Annotated in this window: 19 protein-coding genes; 5 read left to right on the top strand and 14 right to left on the bottom strand. The window is 64.4% G+C overall.

Translation table 11 applies throughout. The features are described from left to right. Nucleotides 1-32: 32 nt before the first annotated feature. From coxB to B7G53_RS08960, 3 genes are all read right to left on the bottom strand, one after another. Nucleotides 33-1,238 (bottom strand): cytochrome c oxidase subunit II, encoded by a 1,206-nt coding sequence (gene coxB / locus B7G53_RS08970; protein ID WP_441338978.1) that lies wholly within the window; start codon nt 1,236-1,238, stop codon nt 33-35. A gap of 128 nt (nt 1,239-1,366) precedes the next feature. Next, nucleotides 1,367-1,867, bottom strand: a complete 501-nt coding sequence (locus B7G53_RS08965) for a DUF2244 domain-containing protein (protein ID WP_096666706.1) — start codon at nt 1,865-1,867, stop codon at nt 1,367-1,369. 145 nt (nt 1,868-2,012) lie between these two features. After that, nucleotides 2,013-2,909: a methyltransferase domain-containing protein gene (locus B7G53_RS08960; protein ID WP_096666704.1), complete on the bottom strand. Its 897-nt coding sequence runs from the start codon at nt 2,907-2,909 to the stop codon at nt 2,013-2,015. 55 nt (nt 2,910-2,964) lie between these two features. Here B7G53_RS08960 and B7G53_RS08955 point away from each other — a divergent pair, with 55 nt between their 5' ends. Further along, complete coding sequence (locus B7G53_RS08955) at nt 2,965-3,699, top strand: ComF family protein (protein ID WP_096666701.1); 735 nt, start codon at nt 2,965-2,967, stop codon at nt 3,697-3,699. Between the two features lie 25 nt (nt 3,700-3,724). Continuing rightward, nucleotides 3,725-4,204, top strand: coding sequence for a tRNA (cytidine(34)-2'-O)-methyltransferase (locus B7G53_RS08950; RefSeq protein WP_096666698.1), 480 nt, complete (start codon nt 3,725-3,727; stop codon nt 4,202-4,204). Here the strand turns inward: B7G53_RS08950 and B7G53_RS08945 are convergent. Next, nucleotides 4,201-5,163 (bottom strand): LysR family transcriptional regulator, encoded by a 963-nt coding sequence (locus B7G53_RS08945; RefSeq protein WP_096666695.1) that lies wholly within the window; start codon nt 5,161-5,163, stop codon nt 4,201-4,203. The two genes, B7G53_RS08950 and B7G53_RS08945, sit on opposite strands and share 4 nt — an antisense overlap. 210 nt (nt 5,164-5,373) lie before the next feature. Here B7G53_RS08945 and B7G53_RS08940 point away from each other — a divergent pair, with 210 nt between their 5' ends. Both B7G53_RS08940 and B7G53_RS08935 read left to right on the top strand, forming a co-directional pair. Then, nucleotides 5,374-5,667: a DUF4148 domain-containing protein gene (locus B7G53_RS08940; RefSeq protein WP_176491319.1), complete on the top strand. Its 294-nt coding sequence runs from the start codon at nt 5,374-5,376 to the stop codon at nt 5,665-5,667. Between the two features lie 262 nt (nt 5,668-5,929). Continuing rightward, nucleotides 5,930-6,241, top strand: a complete 312-nt coding sequence (locus B7G53_RS08935; protein WP_096666692.1) for a hypothetical protein — start codon at nt 5,930-5,932, stop codon at nt 6,239-6,241. Here B7G53_RS08935 and B7G53_RS08930 read toward each other — a convergent pair. Beyond that, complete coding sequence (locus B7G53_RS08930; protein ID WP_096666689.1) at nt 6,228-7,157, bottom strand: LysR family transcriptional regulator; 930 nt, start codon at nt 7,155-7,157, stop codon at nt 6,228-6,230. The genes B7G53_RS08935 and B7G53_RS08930 overlap by 14 nt on opposite strands. 203 nt (nt 7,158-7,360) lie before the next feature. Between B7G53_RS08930 and B7G53_RS08925 the strand changes: the two genes are divergently transcribed. Next, nucleotides 7,361-7,645, top strand: coding sequence for a DUF4148 domain-containing protein (locus B7G53_RS08925; RefSeq protein ID WP_096666686.1), 285 nt, complete (start codon nt 7,361-7,363; stop codon nt 7,643-7,645). 104 nt (nt 7,646-7,749) lie between these two features. Here B7G53_RS08925 and B7G53_RS08920 read toward each other — a convergent pair whose 3' ends face one another. The 9 genes from B7G53_RS08920 to B7G53_RS08880 all read right to left on the bottom strand — a co-directional run bounded on the left by B7G53_RS08920 (nt 7,750) and on the right by B7G53_RS08880 (nt 17,716). Next, nucleotides 7,750-8,205, bottom strand: a complete 456-nt coding sequence (locus tag B7G53_RS08920; protein WP_096666684.1) for a MaoC family dehydratase — start codon at nt 8,203-8,205, stop codon at nt 7,750-7,752. Between the two features lie 73 nt (nt 8,206-8,278). Next, nucleotides 8,279-8,896, bottom strand: coding sequence for a ParA family protein (locus B7G53_RS08915; RefSeq protein WP_096666681.1), 618 nt, complete (start codon nt 8,894-8,896; stop codon nt 8,279-8,281). A gap of 249 nt (nt 8,897-9,145) precedes the next feature. Next, complete coding sequence (locus tag B7G53_RS08910) at nt 9,146-11,035, bottom strand: serine/threonine-protein kinase (RefSeq protein ID WP_096666678.1); 1,890 nt, start codon at nt 11,033-11,035, stop codon at nt 9,146-9,148. Nucleotides 11,036-11,108: 73 nt separating this feature from the next. Further along, the gene (locus B7G53_RS08905) at nt 11,109-11,996 is read right to left on the bottom strand and encodes an adenylate/guanylate cyclase domain-containing protein (protein WP_096666797.1); all 888 of its coding nucleotides are present in this window, start codon (nt 11,994-11,996) and stop codon (nt 11,109-11,111) included. Nucleotides 11,997-12,167: 171 nt separating this feature from the next. Next, nucleotides 12,168-12,923: a sulfite exporter TauE/SafE family protein gene (locus tag B7G53_RS08900; protein ID WP_096666675.1), complete on the bottom strand. Its 756-nt coding sequence runs from the start codon at nt 12,921-12,923 to the stop codon at nt 12,168-12,170. A gap of 180 nt (nt 12,924-13,103) precedes the next feature. Beyond that, nucleotides 13,104-13,820, bottom strand: coding sequence for an ABC transporter ATP-binding protein (locus tag B7G53_RS08895; RefSeq protein ID WP_096666672.1), 717 nt, complete (start codon nt 13,818-13,820; stop codon nt 13,104-13,106). Next, nucleotides 13,813-15,549 carry a branched-chain amino acid ABC transporter ATP-binding protein/permease gene (locus B7G53_RS08890; RefSeq protein WP_096666669.1) on the bottom strand — a complete coding sequence of 579 codons (1,737 nt, stop codon included), beginning with the start codon at nt 15,547-15,549 and terminating at the stop codon, nt 13,813-13,815. Before B7G53_RS08890 ends, B7G53_RS08895 begins: the two co-directional genes overlap by 8 nt. 91 nt (nt 15,550-15,640) lie before the next feature. Next, complete coding sequence (locus B7G53_RS08885) at nt 15,641-16,498, bottom strand: branched-chain amino acid ABC transporter permease (RefSeq protein WP_096666666.1); 858 nt, start codon at nt 16,496-16,498, stop codon at nt 15,641-15,643. A gap of 15 nt (nt 16,499-16,513) precedes the next feature. Beyond that, nucleotides 16,514-17,716, bottom strand: a complete 1,203-nt coding sequence (locus B7G53_RS08880) for an amino acid ABC transporter substrate-binding protein (RefSeq protein ID WP_096666663.1) — start codon at nt 17,714-17,716, stop codon at nt 16,514-16,516. Nucleotides 17,717-17,756 lie beyond the last annotated feature (40 nt).

The following is a 17,756-nucleotide window of genomic DNA, read 5'->3' as shown; positions in this document are numbered from 1 at the left end:
GGCTGCTTGAGAATCTGCGGGGGAAAGTCGGCTTATTTGCGCGCGGCCAGCACTGCAGCGGGCTGCACCAGCTGGCCGGTCTGGTTGGACCAGTTGTTCTTGGTGTAAGTGGCCACCGCTGCCAGGTCGGTATCACTCAAGGCTTTCCAGGAAGGCATCGCGCCGCCGGCGGCGCCATTGAGCAGGACCTGGATCTGTTTGCCGTGGTCGGCATCGAGCACGATGGCCGAGCCGTCCAGCGGCTTGATCGGTCCGGCGCCCTTGCCGTTGGCCTGGTGGCAGGCCGCACAATTGGCCGCATAGACTTTTTCGCCGCGGGCCTTCAGTTCAGGCAGTGCCCACACCTTGGCAGGATCATCGGCCTTGGCAGCGGCTTCCTTGACCTTGACGCCAACCCATTTGCTGTAGTCCTCGGCCGAGAGCACCTTCACATGGATGGGCATGTAGGCGTGTTCCTTGCCGCACAACTCGGCGCACTGGCCATAGAAATCGCCGGTCTTTTCGGCACGGAACCAGGTGTCGCGCACAAAACCGGGGATCGCATCCTGCTTGATGCCGAAGGCCGGCACCATGAAAGCGTGGATCACGTCGTTGGCGGTGGTGATGATGCGGATTTTCCGGTCGACAGGCACCACGAGCGGGTTGTCCACCTTGAGCAGGTAGTCATCCGGCGCCTCACCCTTTTTCGGGCCGCCATTGTTGGACATTTCGCGCTGCGTGCTGTCCAGCGACGAGACAAAACCGATGCCTTCGCCCTCGCCCTTGATGTAGTCATAGCCCCATTTCCACTGCATGCCGGTGGCCTTGATGGTCAGGTCGGCACCCGTTGTGTCCTTGGAGGCAACCAGCACCTTGGTGGCCGGCAGGGCCATCAGGATCACGATCACAAAGGGAACAATGGTCCAGATGATCTCGACCGTGGCGGACTCGTGGAAGTTGGCAGCCTTGTGGCCGGCGGCCTTGCGGTGCTTCCAGATGGAATAAAACATCACGCCGAACACGGCCAGGAAGATGACCAGGCAGATGATCATCATGAACCAGTGCAGCCAGTGCTGCTCTTGCGCGATCTTGGTCACGGCCGGGTGCAGGTTGAGCTGGTTGACGGCCGGGCCGCCGGGCAGGTCGTTGACCGCGTAGGCCGCTGTACTCAGCCAGGCGACTGACAGGGCCGTGACAGCAGCCAGCTTGCGGCTGGCTTGCAGGATCAGGGACTTCAAAACTTCGACTGCGTGCTTCATGCCTGACCCTGTTGTTGTGCGTTCGTTCATCGTGATCACTTTTAATGCCTCAATTACCGACTGATTATAAAGACAGCCCTGACACCGTCCGGACCGCCCCGGCCTGGCGCGCTGTCGTCCGGACCAACTCAACACCCACGCAATGCGTGACGGATCTCCCGCGCCAGTGCCGGCCGCAGCTCGGGACGCACATGCCGCCCCACCCTGACCGAACGCCCCTGACCCGATACCTCGATCAGCGAGCCATCTCCGTTTTTGGGTTCGACACGAACCCATTCGCGGTTGAACTCCGCCCGCTCGAGACGCCCCGCACTCTCGAGCTCCACCACCAGCTGGCCGCCTTGCAGGACGATGCGTTCACCATCCGTCGCATGGCGGGCATACACCCGGAATGCCGCGCCCACCACCACCAGTTCCAGCCATGCGAACGGCATCACCATCGTGGCACCCTGCACCCAGAAAAATCCGGCAATGCCCAGCGAGACCACACACAGCGAGACATACAGCCACACCAGTTGCGCTGGTGTCACGGAACAGTTGCGCTTGAGCAGCCACTGGACAGCCTGCTGCCCCTGACCGCTCTGGCCGGGCGCCTTGGCAAATCGGACTGATGGGGTGGTGAGCAACACGAAACAACTTTGACGCTGATCAAGCACTTTCGGCCGCCAACTGTGTAGGATAGCCAAAAATTCGAGTCTGGATTGTAGCCGGGATTGTTTTGCACAAAGCCGCCACAAGGGCCAATCCCGACTGTTCCGCGTGCGCCTGGAAGCCTCAGGAAATGCCGCGCGATCCATGCAACATGGCGCGCATGTCCTGCACCGACACCGCACTCATGGGGCTGACCCTGACTTTGGGCTGCGCCTTGAGGGCATGACCATAAATGACCTCGAAGGTCAGCATCAGCCGGCCGTCGCTCTGGCGCGGCAAACGCTCGAGCGCCTGCAACAGACGCGCCTTCCAGGCGCGTCCACGCAGGCCGGCAAAACGCGTGGGATGGAAGTTGCGGCCCAGCTCGCGCAATTCCTGCAGCAGCCGTTGTGGCGTCTCGTAGGTCAACGTGATGCGCTCCATGTCCATCACGGGTTCGGCAAAACCGGTCTGCACCAGCATGTCACCCCAGTCGTGCATGTCGGTCAATTCGTGGCCGGCCGGCGGCCAGCCCAGCGCCCGATAGAGCTCGCGCAACTCGCGCGCGCTGTCTGGGCCCAGGCAGGAAAACATCAAAAATCCGCCGACCTTCAGGGCCCGATGCCACTGCGCCAGCAGGTCCTGCGGATCGGCGGCCTCATGCAGCGCCATGTTGGCCCAGAGCATGTCCACCCCGGCTGGCGGCGGGGCCTCAACATGCACGGCCGGTCCCGCCCAGCGCTTCGGATGCCACCAGGATTTCGCTACATTTTTTATAGCTGCCTGCGCAAGCTCCTGCCGGGCTTCGACCACAAAACACTCCGCATCCGGATAACGGTCGGCGAGTTGCCGATGCGCCTGCATGCCGCCGCGCATCGCCCCCCAGTGAGCCCAGGCCTGCGGCTTGAGCTTGATCCACTGCAGCCGGTCCAGCATGCGCTGCGCCACTTCCTCATGCAGCCAGGGCGATGCCGCCGGTGCCACGCGTTGCCAGCGGGCAACAGCCATTGGATCCAGGGTGGGTGGGCGGTCGTTGGACATCAGAAGAGGGACATGGAAGGAATCAAGCAGGTAGAGCGACGAGTATATTGACACGATGTCGCTGCGCCTGACCACCCCGGCTTTCCTGACCCTGCAACATCTGGCCAGCCAGTGCGCGGTGTGCCACAGCTGGCCAGCCCGCCGTGTCTGCGCGGCCTGCATCGCGCGCTTCGGCCAGCCGGCGGCGCGCTGCAGCACCTGCGCCATCAATCTGGTCAGCGGTCAGACCCAATGCGCGACCTGCGTGCGGCAGCCGCCGCCGCTGGACGCGTGTTTTGCCGCCGTGGCCTACGCCTACCCTTGGTCGAGACTGATGGCCGTCTACAAATTCGGCCAGGACCCGGCCTGGGCCGCGGTGTTTGCCGGCCTGCTTCTGCGGACACCCGGCCTTGCGGGACGGCTGGCAACCCTGCAGCCCGGTGACTGGCTGCTTCCCATGCCCCTGTCGGCCGAACGCCTGCAGACACGCGGCTTCAACCAGTCCTGGGAACTGGCCAGGGCCCTGGCCGGTCAAAGCGGCACGGCCGCGCGTCCCGACGCCCGGCTGCTGCTGCGCATCAGGAACACGCCACCCCAGTCCCAACTCAAGCGCGAAGCGAGACTGCACAACGTCAGAGGCGCATTTGTCGTCGATCCCCTGCGTGCAGGCGAACTGGCAGGCCGCCACGTGCTGTTGGTTGATGATGTGATGACCAGCGGGGCATCCCTGTTTGCCGCCGCGCAGGCCCTGCGCGATGCAGGCGCCGCCGGCGTCAGCGGCTTGGTGGTCGCTCGTACCGAAGCCAGCTAGGGCACCGACACGCGACAATCAGGCGATGTTCAATATCGTTCTGGTCGAGCCCGAAATTCCTCCCAACACTGGCAATGTGATCCGGCTGGCGGCCAACACCGGCTGCCGCCTGCACCTGGTGGAGCCGCTGGGTTTTTCGATGGACGACAAACACATGCGCCGCGCCGGACTGGACTACCACGAGTACGCCGAACTCAAACGCCATGCCGACTGGCCCGCTTTTCTGGCCACCGAGCAGCCCGACCCGCAAAGAATGTTTGCCCTCACGACGCGCGGCACAAGGCTGGTGCACGACGCCGTTTTCGCGCCGGGCGACTGGCTGGTGTTCGGCTCGGAAACCCGGGGCCTGGCCCCCGAGTTGCGTGAGCTGTTTGCGCCGGCGCAGCGCCTGAAGCTGCCGATGCGGGTCGGCCAGCGCAGCCTGAACCTGTCCAACGCCGTCGCCGTCACGGTGTTTGAAGCCTGGCGGCAAAACCACTTTGCCATGCCCGGCGCCCCTGATTAGACGGCGGGATCACCCGCCTTGCGTTCGCCTCTGGAGGGCCAGGTGCGTTCGGCCTCGTCGGCTTTCAGCCGGGTCTGCTCGATCAGGAACTCCATGAACACCCGGGCCCGCGCCGGCACGTATTTGCGGCTGGGCAGGGCCGCGTACAGGGTGAAACGGCCGGTGATCCAGGGCGCCAGCACGCGCCGCAGTTGCCCGTCGCGCAGGTAATTGGCCACCAGGTCCAGCGGCTGCGCGCTGATGCCAGTGCCGTCCAGCGTGGCCCGCAGCAAGGTGTCGCTGTGGTTGGCCATCATCACGGGCTTGACCTCCACGGCCACTTCCCGGTCCCCCTCCTCCGGGTTGATCAGTTGCCATTCGCGCTGGCGGATCCCGGCCTGGCTGAGCCTGAGCAGGGCGTGGTTCTTCAGGTCGTCCGGCTGGCGCGGCGTGCCGGCACTGCGCAGGTAGCGCGGTGAGGCACACAGGAGGCCTTCTGAAACAATCACCGGCCGCGCCACCACGTTGGCGTCGTACAGCCGGCCGGCGCCCAGAATCGTCAGGTCGTAATCCTCGATCGGCGGCACCAGCGGGGAGTCCACCGTGATGTCCAGCACCACCTTGGGATAGCGGCGGCGAAACTCGGCCACCAGGGGCGCAATGATGTGCACCGCCATCACGGGCTGGGTGTGAATGCGCAGCAGGCCGGCCAGTTCGTCGGTTTGCTGGCGTGTGGAGGCCTCGGCCTGGTCCACGTCGTTGAGGATGTGCCGCACCCGCTGCAGGTAGGACTGCCCTGCCTCGGTCAGCGACAGCTTGCGGGTGGTGCGCTGCAGCAGGCGGGCGCCCAGATGCCGCTCCAGATCCGTGATCAGGCGGGTCATCACCGCCGGCGACATGTCCAGCGTCCTGGCGGCGGCGGCAAACCCGCCGTCGTCCACGACTTGCTGGAAGGCGCGCATGGATAAGAGTCGGTCCATAGGGTAATTACCAGTAATTCAAGCCCTTATTATTCCATAAACAGCAATTAGTAATTGATTTGTTCGCTATTTTTCTTTGTTTGAGGCAACAGTAAAGTTCATACATCGATGAGCCGCAACCAATAAACGACTCACCGAGGCTGGACAGACGGGATCAACGAGCCCGCCATGCCCGGAAATGTTTATTCACTCTTCCAAGGAAATGTCATCATGAACGCATCCAAATTCTTCGCTGTTGCCGCGCTTGCCACTGTTGCCTCTTTCGGCGCCCACGCTGACGAAGCCGATGGCTCGCAGTTTGCCGTCCAGTTCAACTCGACCCGCTCCGTGGCCGAAGTTCAGGCCGAAGCAGCCACCAAAGTGAAAACCCACAGCCAGGAGCCCGCCGGCTCGCGCGTGGCGGCCACCGTGCAATCCGCGACCGACCGCGCCACCGTGCGGGCCCAAGCAGCTGACGCTGTCCGCCTGGGCCAGATCCCGCGCGGCGAAGCCACCTACCTGTAATCGCAGCTGCACGCTGGCCGGATTTCGGCCAGGCTCATCCAGAACCGCCGCGGAGGCTTCCTCCGGGCGGTTTTTTTGTTCCGGAAACCGCAGCACCATTGCAGCAAATGTCGTCCTACGTTAGGGCGGCCAACCTACTCAAACTCAGGGTAATCCCTAAAATGCCTGAACACTCTTGCGCTTGATGGCCGCGATCCGGTCCGTCAGCGCTTCTCTCGCCCTCCCCTGCGGTCTATCCGACCTCAGGAATCCACAGGTCCCCATGGCTCTCACCTCCATTTTTGCCGCGATGCGGCCACCTCCTGCCGCCCCCGACACGACGGACCGGATGCCGCTTGAGCAGATCCGGCATCAGATGCACCAAACCCTGCATGACTGCAAGAGCGTTGACGCGCAGCGCATCATTTTCAGGATCAACACGGCCCCTACGCCGGCCGACCTCTGGCTGTTGCGCAGTGACCTGTACCAGTGCATCTCGCGCACACGCGACCAGGCTGAAGCCACCAGGCGCATCAACGCCCTGCTGGGCACTTTCAGTGGCTGGCTGCCTGCCGCCCAACTCACCCCGATCTAGTTCGACCGGTTCCGTCCCGCGGGCCCAACTCGGCCAGAAAATCCAGGAAGGCCCGGGTCCGCGACGGCATGAACTTGCGCGTGGGCAGCGCCGCATAAATCGTGAAGCGACCAAACACCCAGTCCGGCAAAAGGTGCACCAGCGAGCCGCGTTCGAGGTGCGAGGCCACCAGCAAGCGCGACAGGAAGGTGATGCCGGCGCCATCAAGCGCCGCGCGCAGCAACACGTCAAAGCTTGTGGTTTGCAGTGCAGGCCTGAGGTCCACCTCGACGGCGTCACCGCCCCCCACCGGTTGCAGGCGCGTTTGCCGGCCATAGTGGCCGGAGTTCTGCGGCCACTGGAATTTCAGGTAAGTGTGGCCACGCAACTGTTCCGGCGCATCCGGTGTGCCGGCGCGCAGCAGGTAGTCGGGCGACGCGCAGGCGATCCAGTCGGTCGTGGCCAGCGGCCGGGCCACGATGTCACCGTCAAAACCCTCGTCCACCACCAGGAAGGTCACGTCAAACTCCTCGATGCGCGGCTGGGGAAAGGGGTCGATCTGCAGGTCCAGCAGCACCCCGGGGTGACGCGCATGCCAGGTGGCAATGCGCGGTGACAGGAAATACGAGGCCAGCACCGGCGTCGCCAGCACATGCAGCGTGCCCTGCAATTCGCGCGTGTGTTCCGCCGCGGCCGACTCGGCGTCCTCCACCTCGTGCAGGATGCTGCGAACCCGCAACAGGTAAGCCTCGCCTGCGTCAGTGAGTGCCAGCTTGCGTGTTGTGCGCTGCAGCAGGCGTACGCCCAGGTGTTCTTCCAGGGCCGCCACCATGCGCGTGACACCCGCTGGCGACATGTCGAGGGAGCGTGCTGCCGACGCAAAACCGCCCTCGTCGATCACATGCTGGAACACCTTCATTGAGCTCAAACGATCCATAGTGCAACAGATTGTATGGTTAATTCTCTATTGTTTCAATTACTGAAATGGTTAATTGATGACTATATAGTTTTAAATTGATCGATGAAGGCGTAAAGTTCAACCCATCGATGAGCACAAACCGACTCACCGAGACCGGACAAGATGGGACTGATGATGCCCACCCTGGCCGTAACTCTGTACCTACCCTGAAAGGATTCATCATGAAAACCACCCACCTGTTTGCCGTCGCCGCTTTCTCCACCCTGGCCGCTTTCGGCGCGCATGCCGACGAGGCCGACGGCTCGCAATTCGCCGTCCAGTTCAACTCCACCCGCTCCGTTGCCGAAGTCCGGGCTGAAGCACTCACCCCGGTGAAGATCAGCAATGGCAGCACCGGCTTTGTCGGCGTAACCAACTCCGGCCTGGAGCGCAGCGCGGTGCGTGCCAAAGCCATCGCAGCGTTGCGCAACGGGGAAATCCCGCAGGGCGAAATCGGCTACATGTAAACCTGCCGCGCCCGGAAGGGCCCTGCTGCTCCCGAAAAAAAGCCCGCTGCATGACTGCAGCGGGCTTTTTTTCGTGGATCAGGCGGTTCGGGCCTGTGGGCCCGTCACGGGTAGCGCCGCACCAGGGACTCGGCCACACACACCGGCCTGGTCGCCCCCTCCCGTTCGACCGTCACTTCCCAGGTCATCTGCTGCCCCTCGTTGTCAATCGGCTCGCAGGCCAGCAGCTTCAGGCGGGCGCGCAAGCGGCTGCCGACAGGCACCGGCGCCGTGAAACGCACCCGGTTGAGCCCGTAATTGACCCCCATGCGGGATTGAACAATCTCCAGGGACGATTCAAAAAATTTGGGCAGCAGCGACAGGGTCAGGAAGCCGTGCGCGATCGGCCCGCCGAACGGGCCCGCCCTGGCTTTTTCCGGGTCCACATGGATCCACTGGTGGTCGCCGGTGGCTTCGGCAAACAGGTTGACCTGCTCCTGGGTGATGGTCAGCCAGTCGCTGACAGCGACTTCCTGGCCGACACAGGCCGCCAGTTCGGAGAGGGTCTGGAAGGTTTTCATGCCCGGACTTTAACGCCCGCACCGATGGCGGCCTGTCCAGCCAGCGACACGGCCGACCCCGAAAGCGCCGCTGTCACTGGTCCAGCCAGCGACAGATGCCCTGCCACTGCTGCAGGTCTTTTTCCACCCGGCCCGGGGCAACGTCGAACACGGTCAGGCCACGGGCTGCCAGATGGATGTAGTTCTGGGTATCGCGCACATAACCGAGCACCGGCAAACCCAGGCCCTCGACAAAAGCACGCAGCTTGTCAGCCGCGATGGTGCGGGCATCGACGCGCATGCCGACGATGCCGACCTGCATCTTGCCGGCGTGGCGGTGTTCGGCGAGCTGGTCCAGAAAGCTGCGGGTGGCAAAAATATCAAACACGCTGGGCTGAAGCGGCACGATCACCTTGTCGGCCAGCTTGAGGACATCGTTGAAGCGCCAGCCGTGCAAGCCGGCGGGCGTGTCGAGCACCACATGGCTCGTGCCTTTGGGCGGTTTGACGATCAGGTCGGCGCTGACATCCCAGGTCGAGATCGGCCGGGCGGCGGGCGGCCGCAAGCCCAGCCAGAGGCGGGACGACTGCTGGCGGTCAGCATCGCCGAGCATGACCGCATGGCCCTGGCTGGCGAAATAACCCGCAACATTGGTCGACAGCGTCGTTTTACCGACGCCGCCCTTCGGATTGGCAATCACAACCACAGGCATGCGAATCTCCCGGAATTTTGTCGCTATGGTAACGGCTGGCAACACATCGGCCAAACCGCGGACGGGACGCAACAGTCGCGATGGAGCCGTCCCCCTTCTGCCAGCGCAATTGCCAAACCTGGCGTGGCGCCCTGCGATTTCAGTCAAATCGCCCTTCCGCCCTTGATGTACGGTCGCAGATAGCTCCTGTTTTTATAGCAAAGAGGGTGGGCACAACGATGTGGCAGCCGGGCAGTCACTCAAAACGTCTCAATTGCGCTGGTCCTGCGCCTCCCGCCGCAGCTTTTCCATCGTGCGCCGTTCGACGCAGACCGGATGCCTGCTGAAGGCAGGTTTGGCGCATTGTTCGTTCATGCAGATCTGGTACCCAAGCAACACCCGGCCTTCACAGGCCTGCGACGGACCGGACGACTGCGCTGCGGCAGCCGCAGGTGCCGGCGCGACGGCCGCCGCTGCAGCGCCCGTCCCGCCGTCCGCCGCGGCCGGCCGGGATGGCGTCGGCTTGTCCGTGCGCACCGGGGTGGCGCGTTTGGCTGATGGATTGACGGCGGCAGGCTCGGCACCCGCCTTGGCTGCCGGGCTGACAGGCGCTGCGCCGGCGGCCGTGCCCGGCAGGGCTGCGTCGGCGGGCGCCGCAACCACCGGCGCCGGTTGCCCGGAGAAGCCCTTGAACCCGACGCCGGCCAGCACCAGCACCGCCACGCCGGCCAGCACGACCAGCGGCATTTTGGAGCGCCCCGCTGGCGGCGCGCCGGATGCGGCCGGCGCGACGGGCGCGACGGGCGCGGAGGCTTGGGCCTTGTCCGGCACCGGGCTGTGAAGCGGCACCGTCGCCAAGCCCACCTGGGTCACTTCGGCGTCGCGGGCGTCGGGTGTGGCCGGCACACCCGCAGGAGGATCAAGCGGGGGATTCGAAGCCGGGATCGGGGCCAAACGGGTATGGGAAGCCTGCAGCCGCGTCCATTCGCTGGCCTCTTCGGTAAAAACCTCCGTGGCGGTGGATTCGATGCCCGCTCCAGAGCCATCGGCCTCCACCGTGTCGCCCAGCTTGCGCAGGCGCCGGCGCGCCAGATCGGCGTAAATGCCGGAGGGAAACCTGTCGAGAAACCCTTCCAGGTCACCCAGGTCCTCAGAGTCCTTGATGTCCTTCCAGTAGACCAGCTCAAGCTCCTGCGTCACGGTCGAGCCGGTGTCGGTGCCGGTCGTGTTGAGCTTGACGGTGGAGCCGCCCGCGCGTGAGCGGCCGGTGTCCGTGGCCGTGCCGGCGCGCACGCCGGACGGGCTCACGGGCGGCACAATGGTCGGGTCCGACGCATGGCCGCTGGCTTCCTGCAGCGCAGCCGAAAACTCCTGCGCCGTCGCAAAACGCTGCTCGCGTTTTTTGGCCAGTGCCCGCGCCACCACCGCGTCGATGGCGGCCGGCAACTGCGTGTTGAAGCTGCTGGGCGCGGCCGGGGTGTGGCCCACGATCTGCTGGATGATCGCAAAGTCGGTGTCGCCGTCGAAGGGCCGCTTGCCGGTGAGCAGCTGGTACAGCACCACCCCGGCCGCAAACAGGTCGGCCCGTGCATCGATTGGCAGGCCCTGCACCTGCTCGGGCGACATGTATTTGAGGGTACCCACCATGGTTCCCTGGGTGCGTGTGGTTTCACCGGAATCCTGGATGCGGGCCACACCGAAATCAGTGAGCTTGACCCGGCCATCCGCCTCGATCAGCAGGTTGGCCGGCTTGATGTCGCGGTGCACGATGTTCTGCCGGTGTGCATAGTCCAGCGCAGACAACAGGTCCCGGACCATGCGCAGCGTTTCCTCCAGCGAATAACGCCGCCCCGCGTCCAGGTGGTGTTTGAGGTCTTCGCCCTGGATGAACTCCATGACCAGAAAGGCCATGTCGCCATGGCGGTCCGAGTCATACACGCTGACAATATGGGGGTGCTGCAGGCGGGCGGCCGAATGCGCCTCGGTGCGAAAACGCGCTTCGTACTCGGCAGCGGCCTCTTCGGACAGGTTTTCCACCTTGATGGTCTTGATCGCGACGCGGCGGTCCAGATTGGGGTCGCGCGCCTCGTAGACCAGCCCCATCGCGCCCTTGCCCAGCACGCGAATGATGTCGTAGCGTCCCAGCTTGTTGAGGCTCATGGGGTAAAGGTGAAAAAGAAGGGGCAAAGACCGATGGATACGTTTGGAAACAGCAATTCTATCGGTCGCCGCATCAACTTCTGATGGAAAAGCTGATCAGCGGGCTGCCTTCCTTGCGTTCGCACCCGGCGCTGATCTGTCCGCTGCCGACCAGATAACACTCGGTGCGGCGCAGCACCACGGCCTCGTTCTGGTTGCCGAAGTAGACCCAGGTGCCATAACTTGAGGCATCGCTGAGCACGAACTGCCCGCCGCGCCACTCCAGCGTGGCGTGCATGCGGGACACCCGCGGATCGTTCAGGGCCAGCGACGCGCCGGCGCCCCGGCCGATGGACATCCTGGCGCTGCCGGCGTTGACCTGCACGGCCTGCGCGCCGGCCACCAGTTCGAGAACCAGCGGCGCGGCGTCGGCAGCCAGCGAGCGGCCCATCATGGTGGCATCGTCGTCGCGGCCGCTTTGCCATTCCACCCGGTACACCGGGCTGGCTTCCGCCTTGCCGCGCAGGTGCATCGGCCCCAAGCTGCGCAATGACGCCCGCTGCAGCGGCCCCAGGGCCGCCCAGACGTTCTGCGTGGTGAGAATCTGCGCCGCGCCGGCCAGGTCGGCCAGGCGTGCCGCCGAATTGACGGTATCGCCAAAACAGTCGCCGTCGATCTCGATCACCTCGCCCGACTCCATGCCCATCTGCATCTGCACCGGCGCGCCACTGCCGCCGGGCCGGATGGGTGCGTCGAGAAAGCGTTTCTGGATGCAGACACAGGCGGCCAGCGCATCGACCACCTGCGGAAACACGACAAACAGACCGTCGCCCAGCAGCTTGACGACGCGGCCGTTGTGCTGCTCGAAGACCTGGCTCAGGGCGCCAACCAGTTGCGTGACAAAGCGCGAGGCGGTTTCATCCCCCAGCCGCTCGAACATGCTGGTGCTGCCGACGAGATCGGCAAAAACGACGGTGGTCATGAAACCATTCTGGAAAACCGGAGGAAAGAACAGACCGGCACGCACGCGGTGTCAAACGGTAACACGTAACCTTTTGCGCTCATATTGGCGATTTTTACAGAAAATCACAAGATCTCGCGTGTGCAGTTTTTCCGGCGACGCGCGCCACCCACAGGTCGGTGGCGCCCGGCCTCAGCGCAACCCGTCCCAGAGCAGCTTGCAGCCGGTGAGAAACATGCCGCCGTACAGCACCCGGTAAAACAGCACCTGGCTGATGCGCCTGGCCATGCGCACGCCGACCCAGACGCCCACGGGCGCCAGCGGCAGCAGGACCAGCGAGGTCGCCATGTTGCGCAGGTCGAGCAGCCCCAGCCAGGCATACGGAATCCACTTGGAAAGATTGATCACAAAGAAGAAAAACGCCAGGGTTGCGGTGAATTTGAGCGGGCTCAGGCGCAGGGGAATGACGTAGGCGCTGATGGGTGGGCCGCCGGCATGGGCCACAAAACTGGTGAACCCCGAGGTCGCGGTCAACAGCGCACCCAGCCACTTCGGCGGCGGCGGGCTGTCGGGTCGGGGCGGAAACAGCAGGCGCTGCGCCAGAAACAGCAGGGTGAAAAAACCCACGATGCCGGCCACGACCTTGCCGTCGAGCAGGCTGAACAACAGGGCGCCGACCAGCGTGCCCACCAGCCCGAAAGGCACCAGGAACTTCAGCAGTTTGAGGTCGAAGTCCTTGCGAAAAGCCGCCATGCCGAGCAGGTCCATCAGCAGCAGCACCGGCATCAGGATGGCCGCCGCCTGCGGCACGGTCACCGCCAGCGCCATCATGGGCACGGCCAGCGAGCCGAAGCCCGCCCCGAACCCGCTTTTGCTGACCCCCAGCAAGAGCACGGCGGGAACCGCCACGGCGTAGAAGAAGGGGTCAGTGATGAGCGGAAAGGTCACGGGTTTGCCGGCAAAAGCTGCCGATTATCGGGCCTGCAAGGGCGCTGGCGCCGCCAGGCTGCACCGCCAACAGATCGGCAGCGGACCGGTATTGATGCAAGAAATATGGCTCCATCCCTTTAGGAACGGACGCCAGCAGCTATTGTTTCAGGAGCAACGTCCAGCCAGGCGTCCCCGGCTTCATTCGTGCGTTTCCAGGCCCAGGTAGGCTTTCTGGATTTCCGGGCGTGTCAGCAACTCGCTGGCCTCGCCCTGTGCAACGATGCGGCCCTCTTCCATCACATAGGCGCGTTTGGCCAGCTCCATGGCCATGGCGACGTTCTGCTCCACCAGCAGCACCGAGGTGCCCTGCGCATTGATCTGGCGGATGATGCGGAACATGTCCATCACGATCAGCGGCGCCAGGCCCAGGGACGGCTCATCGAGCAGCAGCAAGCCGGGCCGCGCCATCAGCGCGCGGCCAATCGCCACCATCTGCTGCTGACCGCCCGAGAGCGATCCCGCGGGGCTGTCCAGCTTGACCTTGAGCACCGGAAACAGCGACAGCACATGCTCCAGCGAGGCCTTGCGGTGCGCCTTGGCCGAGGCAATGAAACTGCCCAGCTCCAGGTTGTCCAGCACCGTCATCTGGGTGAACAGCCTGCGGCCCTCCGGCACGATGGCAATGCCGGCCTCGCAAAACCGGTGGCTGGCCAGCGCGGTGATGTCCCGCCCGTTGAAGTGCAGGCTGCCCGCGCGTACCCGGTGCATGCCCGCAATGGCATTGATCAGCGTGGTTTTGCCAGCGCCGTTGGGGCCGACCACACACACCAGCTCGCCGGGCTGAACCTGCAGCGAGACATCCCACAGCGCCGGCGCCGCACCGTAATTGACAGAAATATTGTTGACTTCAAGCATGGGGTGTCCCCAGGTAAGCGCTGACCACTTCGCTGTTTTGCATCACTTCCTGGGCCGGGCCGACGGCAATCAGCTTGCCGTAGTTGAGCACGGCGACGCGGTCGGCCAGCGCCATCACCGCGCGCATGACGTGTTCGACAAACACAATGGTGGCGCCGCGGTCCCGGATCTTGCGGATCAGCGCGATAGCCTCGTTGATTTCGCCCGGTGTGAGGCCGGAGAGCACCTCGTCGAGCAGCACCAGGCGCGGCCGCGAAGCCAGCGCACGCGTGAGTTCGAGAAACTTGCGCTGGTGCAGGTTCAGGTCATCGGGCAGGGCATCGGCCTTGTCCTGCAGGCCGGTGAATTCCAGCCACTTCCAGGCTTCCTGCGTGGCCTGTTCGTGGTTCAGCGCCGCGCCGCCGAACATCGCCACCAGGGCCACGTTCTGCAGCACGGTCAAATGGGCAAACGGCCGGGGGATCTGGTAGGTGCGCGCGATGCCGGCCTGCGCAATGCTGTGGGCTTCCAGCCCGGCGAGCTGGCGGCCTTCAAAAAACATCTGCCCGCCGGTCGCCGGGAAATGCCCGCTCACCACGTTGATGAAGGTCGACTTGCCGGAACCATTGGGGCCGAGCAGGCCGAGAATTTCACCTTCATGCACCTGCAGGCTCACACCGTCGAGGGCCTGCACGCCCTTGAACGCTTTGGACAGGTTCTGCACGTCCAGCAGCACCTTGCCGGAAGCGGCCGGCGCTGGCGCGGCCTCGGGGGCAGCCGCGGCCTGCGCCGCAAGCGCCGGTGGAACCGAACGATGGCCCGCCGTCCGCTTGAGGAAGAAACCCAGAATGCCGTTGGGCATGAACAGGATCACCAGCACCAGGATCACCCCCACGGCGGCCTTGCCGGCAATCGGGTTGTTGCCAGCCGTGAAGAAGTACATCAGGCAGGTGATGGCCACGGCGCCGACGGCCGGCCCGGCCCAGTGGCGCGTGCCGCCCAGCACACTCATCAGCACCACCGTCAGCGGCACCACGATGGTGAAGGTTTCGCCGGCCGTCACGTAAGACACAAACAGCGCGTGGATGCCACCGGCCAGGCCGGCCAGCGCGCAGGAAATGCCGAAGGCCAGCAGCTTGTAGCGAAAGGTCGGCACGCCCATCACCTCGGCCACGTCTTCGTCGTCATGGATGGCAAACAGGCCCATGCCGAGCCGGGACGCCTGGATGCGGTACGAGATCAGCAGGGTCGCGACGGCACCGAAGAGGGCCATCAGGTAGATCGACGACGATGCCGTCGGACCGATCGCCGGGATCGCCACCGAATTGAGGTAAATGCCCGGACCGCCGTCAATGCGCGTATTGAGCACGATGGTGCCCACCACAAAGGTGATGGCCAACGTGAGCAGCGCAAACAACTCGCCGCGCACGGACTTGACCCGAAACACCACGGCGCCCAGCGCCATGCCCAGCAGGGCCGCCAGCAGCGCGGCCGCGGGCAGGGTCCAGAGAAACGGCCAGTTCAGGTTGGCCGCCAGCCCGGCGGAGGTGTACATGCCGATGCCAAAAAAAGCACCATGGCCGAAGGAGAAGTAGCCCGAATACCCCGAAAGAATGTTCCAGGACAGGGCCAGGATCATCCAGTGGCAGAGCAGGTAGAGAAAGGACTCGTAGAAGGCCGGCACGCCGAGCCAGGGCACGCTGGCCAGCAAGGCACCCGCGGCCAGGATGCCGATGACTGTTTTGTTCATTGTTCAGATCCGAACGGAGCGCCGGGCCGCCCCAAGCAAAGTTCAGCCCCCTCGGGGGGCAGCGAAACACACGAAGTGGTGAGCGTGGGGGTCATAGCTTCCCGGGACGAAACAGCAGCATCACGATCAGCAGCGAAAACGAGACGATGGGTGCCCACGAGGGCGCGGCGACCGCCATGGTGATGGCCTCGCTGACACCGATGATGATGCCGGCCACCAGCGGGCCGAGCGCGCTGCCCAGGCCGCCGAGCATGACCGCCGCAAAGACGACGCCGACCCAGGCAAAAATCTGCGAGGGCGTGAGTGTGAAGGTCAGCGCCAGGCAGATGCCGGCGACCGCCGCCAGCGCGGCGCAGATCCCGGCCAGCATCAGCGACATGCCTTTCTGGTTGATGCCGAAGGCCGCGGCAATCGGTCCGTCCTCGGCCATGGCACGCAGTGCCTTGCCGAGGTCGGTGTAACGCATGGCCGCCCAGATCAGCAGTGACAGGCTCACCGCCACCACCAGCGTCACCAGCTCAGGCACCGGAATGTAGAGCGAGCCAATCGTGAACTTCTGGTCGTTGTAATGCGTCTCGAGACGGCGGAAATCCGCCGTCCAGATTGCCTGGATCACGCTTTCCATCACCACCGTGATGCCGAAGGTGACCAGCAGCGAATTGAAGGGCGAGATTGCAAAACGCGACAACACCCATTGCATGCCCACGCCAAACAGGAAAAACAGCGGCGGCAGGATCAGCAGCGTCAGCAGCGGGTCCACATGCCACACGGTGGCCATGTGGTAACTCATGTAGGCCGCCAGAAACACCAGGCCGAAGTGGGCCAGGTTGATCTGGCGCAGCAGGCCCCAGGTCAGGCCCAGCCCGAGCCCGATCAGGCCGTACAGGCCGCCGATGAAGATCCCCGAGAGGATGGACTGGGCGAGCAGGTTGAAACTCGGGAAACTCATGGGCGGCTCGCGGCGTCAGTTGACTTGCAGCTTGACGCCGGCGGGCGCGAACTGCGCCGGATGCACCACGACCCACTTGCCGTTTTGCACCTGCTTGATCTTCATCAGGTCGTCGCCGTAGTTGCCGGGGCCGTCAAAACGCAGGCGGCCGTGGATGGTCTCCACCCGGTTCTTGCGCAACCAGGCGCCGATCGCCTTGTCGTCAAAGCTGTTGGCGCCGCGCACGCCGGCTTCCAGGATCTGCCAGGCCGAGTACGAGGCCGCAGCCTGCACCTCGACCGAGGTGTCAGGCAGGTTGGCCTTGGTGGCGCGTTCGTTGAACAGTTTGACAAATTCGGCCGCAACCGGGTTGGCGGTGAACGGAGCGTGCTCTTCGAAGATCGTCAGCGACAGCGCATTTTTGCCATCGGGCGACTTGGTCATGGGGCCGGGCGCGGGATAGGTGTGGAAATGGAGCGGCGGCACGTAGTCGATTTTTTTCATCGCGTCGAGCAGCATGTTGCCCTCCAGGCCGATGTCGCCCACCCAGACCAGGTCCGGCTTGGCGTCCTTGACACGCGCGGCAATCGGTCCGAAATCGCGGTTGCCGAAGTCCCATTCGAGAAACAGCACTTCCTTGAGGCCGCGTTTTTTGGCGACTTCCCGCGCGCCCAGCGACATGAAGTGGATGGATGGAAACTTGCTGGTGACGAAGGCGACCGTCTTCGGCGGCTTGGGCGAAGCGGCCAGCGCGTCGAACACCGAGTTGGGCACCGTCGTGCCGGGGTCCGACCCCAGCGACCAGGCCGGAAACGCCATCTCGTACTTGGCCAACGCCGGAATGCCGAAGGTGTGGTGCACCAGCACCTTGTTGTAACGCTGGGCCACGCCCATGGCCGAGAGAATCGCCCCGGTGGCATAGGGCCCCATCAGCAGGTCCACCTTGTCCGAGGTCACGAGCTGCTCATACAGGGTGCGGGCCAGCTCCGGCTTGGACTGGTCGTCCTTGACAATCCATTCCACCTTGCGCCCCAGCAGGCCACCCCTGGCGTTGAGCTGGTCCACATAGATTTCGCCTGCCAGCTTGTGTGTCAGCGCGGTGGTGGCCAGCGGTCCGGTCAGCGCCAGCGTGCTGCCGATACGCAAGGGCGCGGGGGCCTGGGCGGCGGCAGGCATCGCCAGCAGGCTGACGGCTCCCGCCGCAGCAAGGGCGGACAAAAATCGGTTGAAAAGTTTCATGGTTTGTCTCCTGTTGATTTATAGGTAAGGACGCGGAAAA

This window comes from Polaromonas sp. AET17H-212 (assembly GCF_002379085.1).
Classification (GTDB): domain Bacteria; phylum Pseudomonadota; class Gammaproteobacteria; order Burkholderiales; family Burkholderiaceae_C; genus Polaromonas.
The sequence above is the reverse complement of the archived record's forward strand: the minus strand, read 5'-3'. Positions and strand labels throughout refer to the sequence as shown.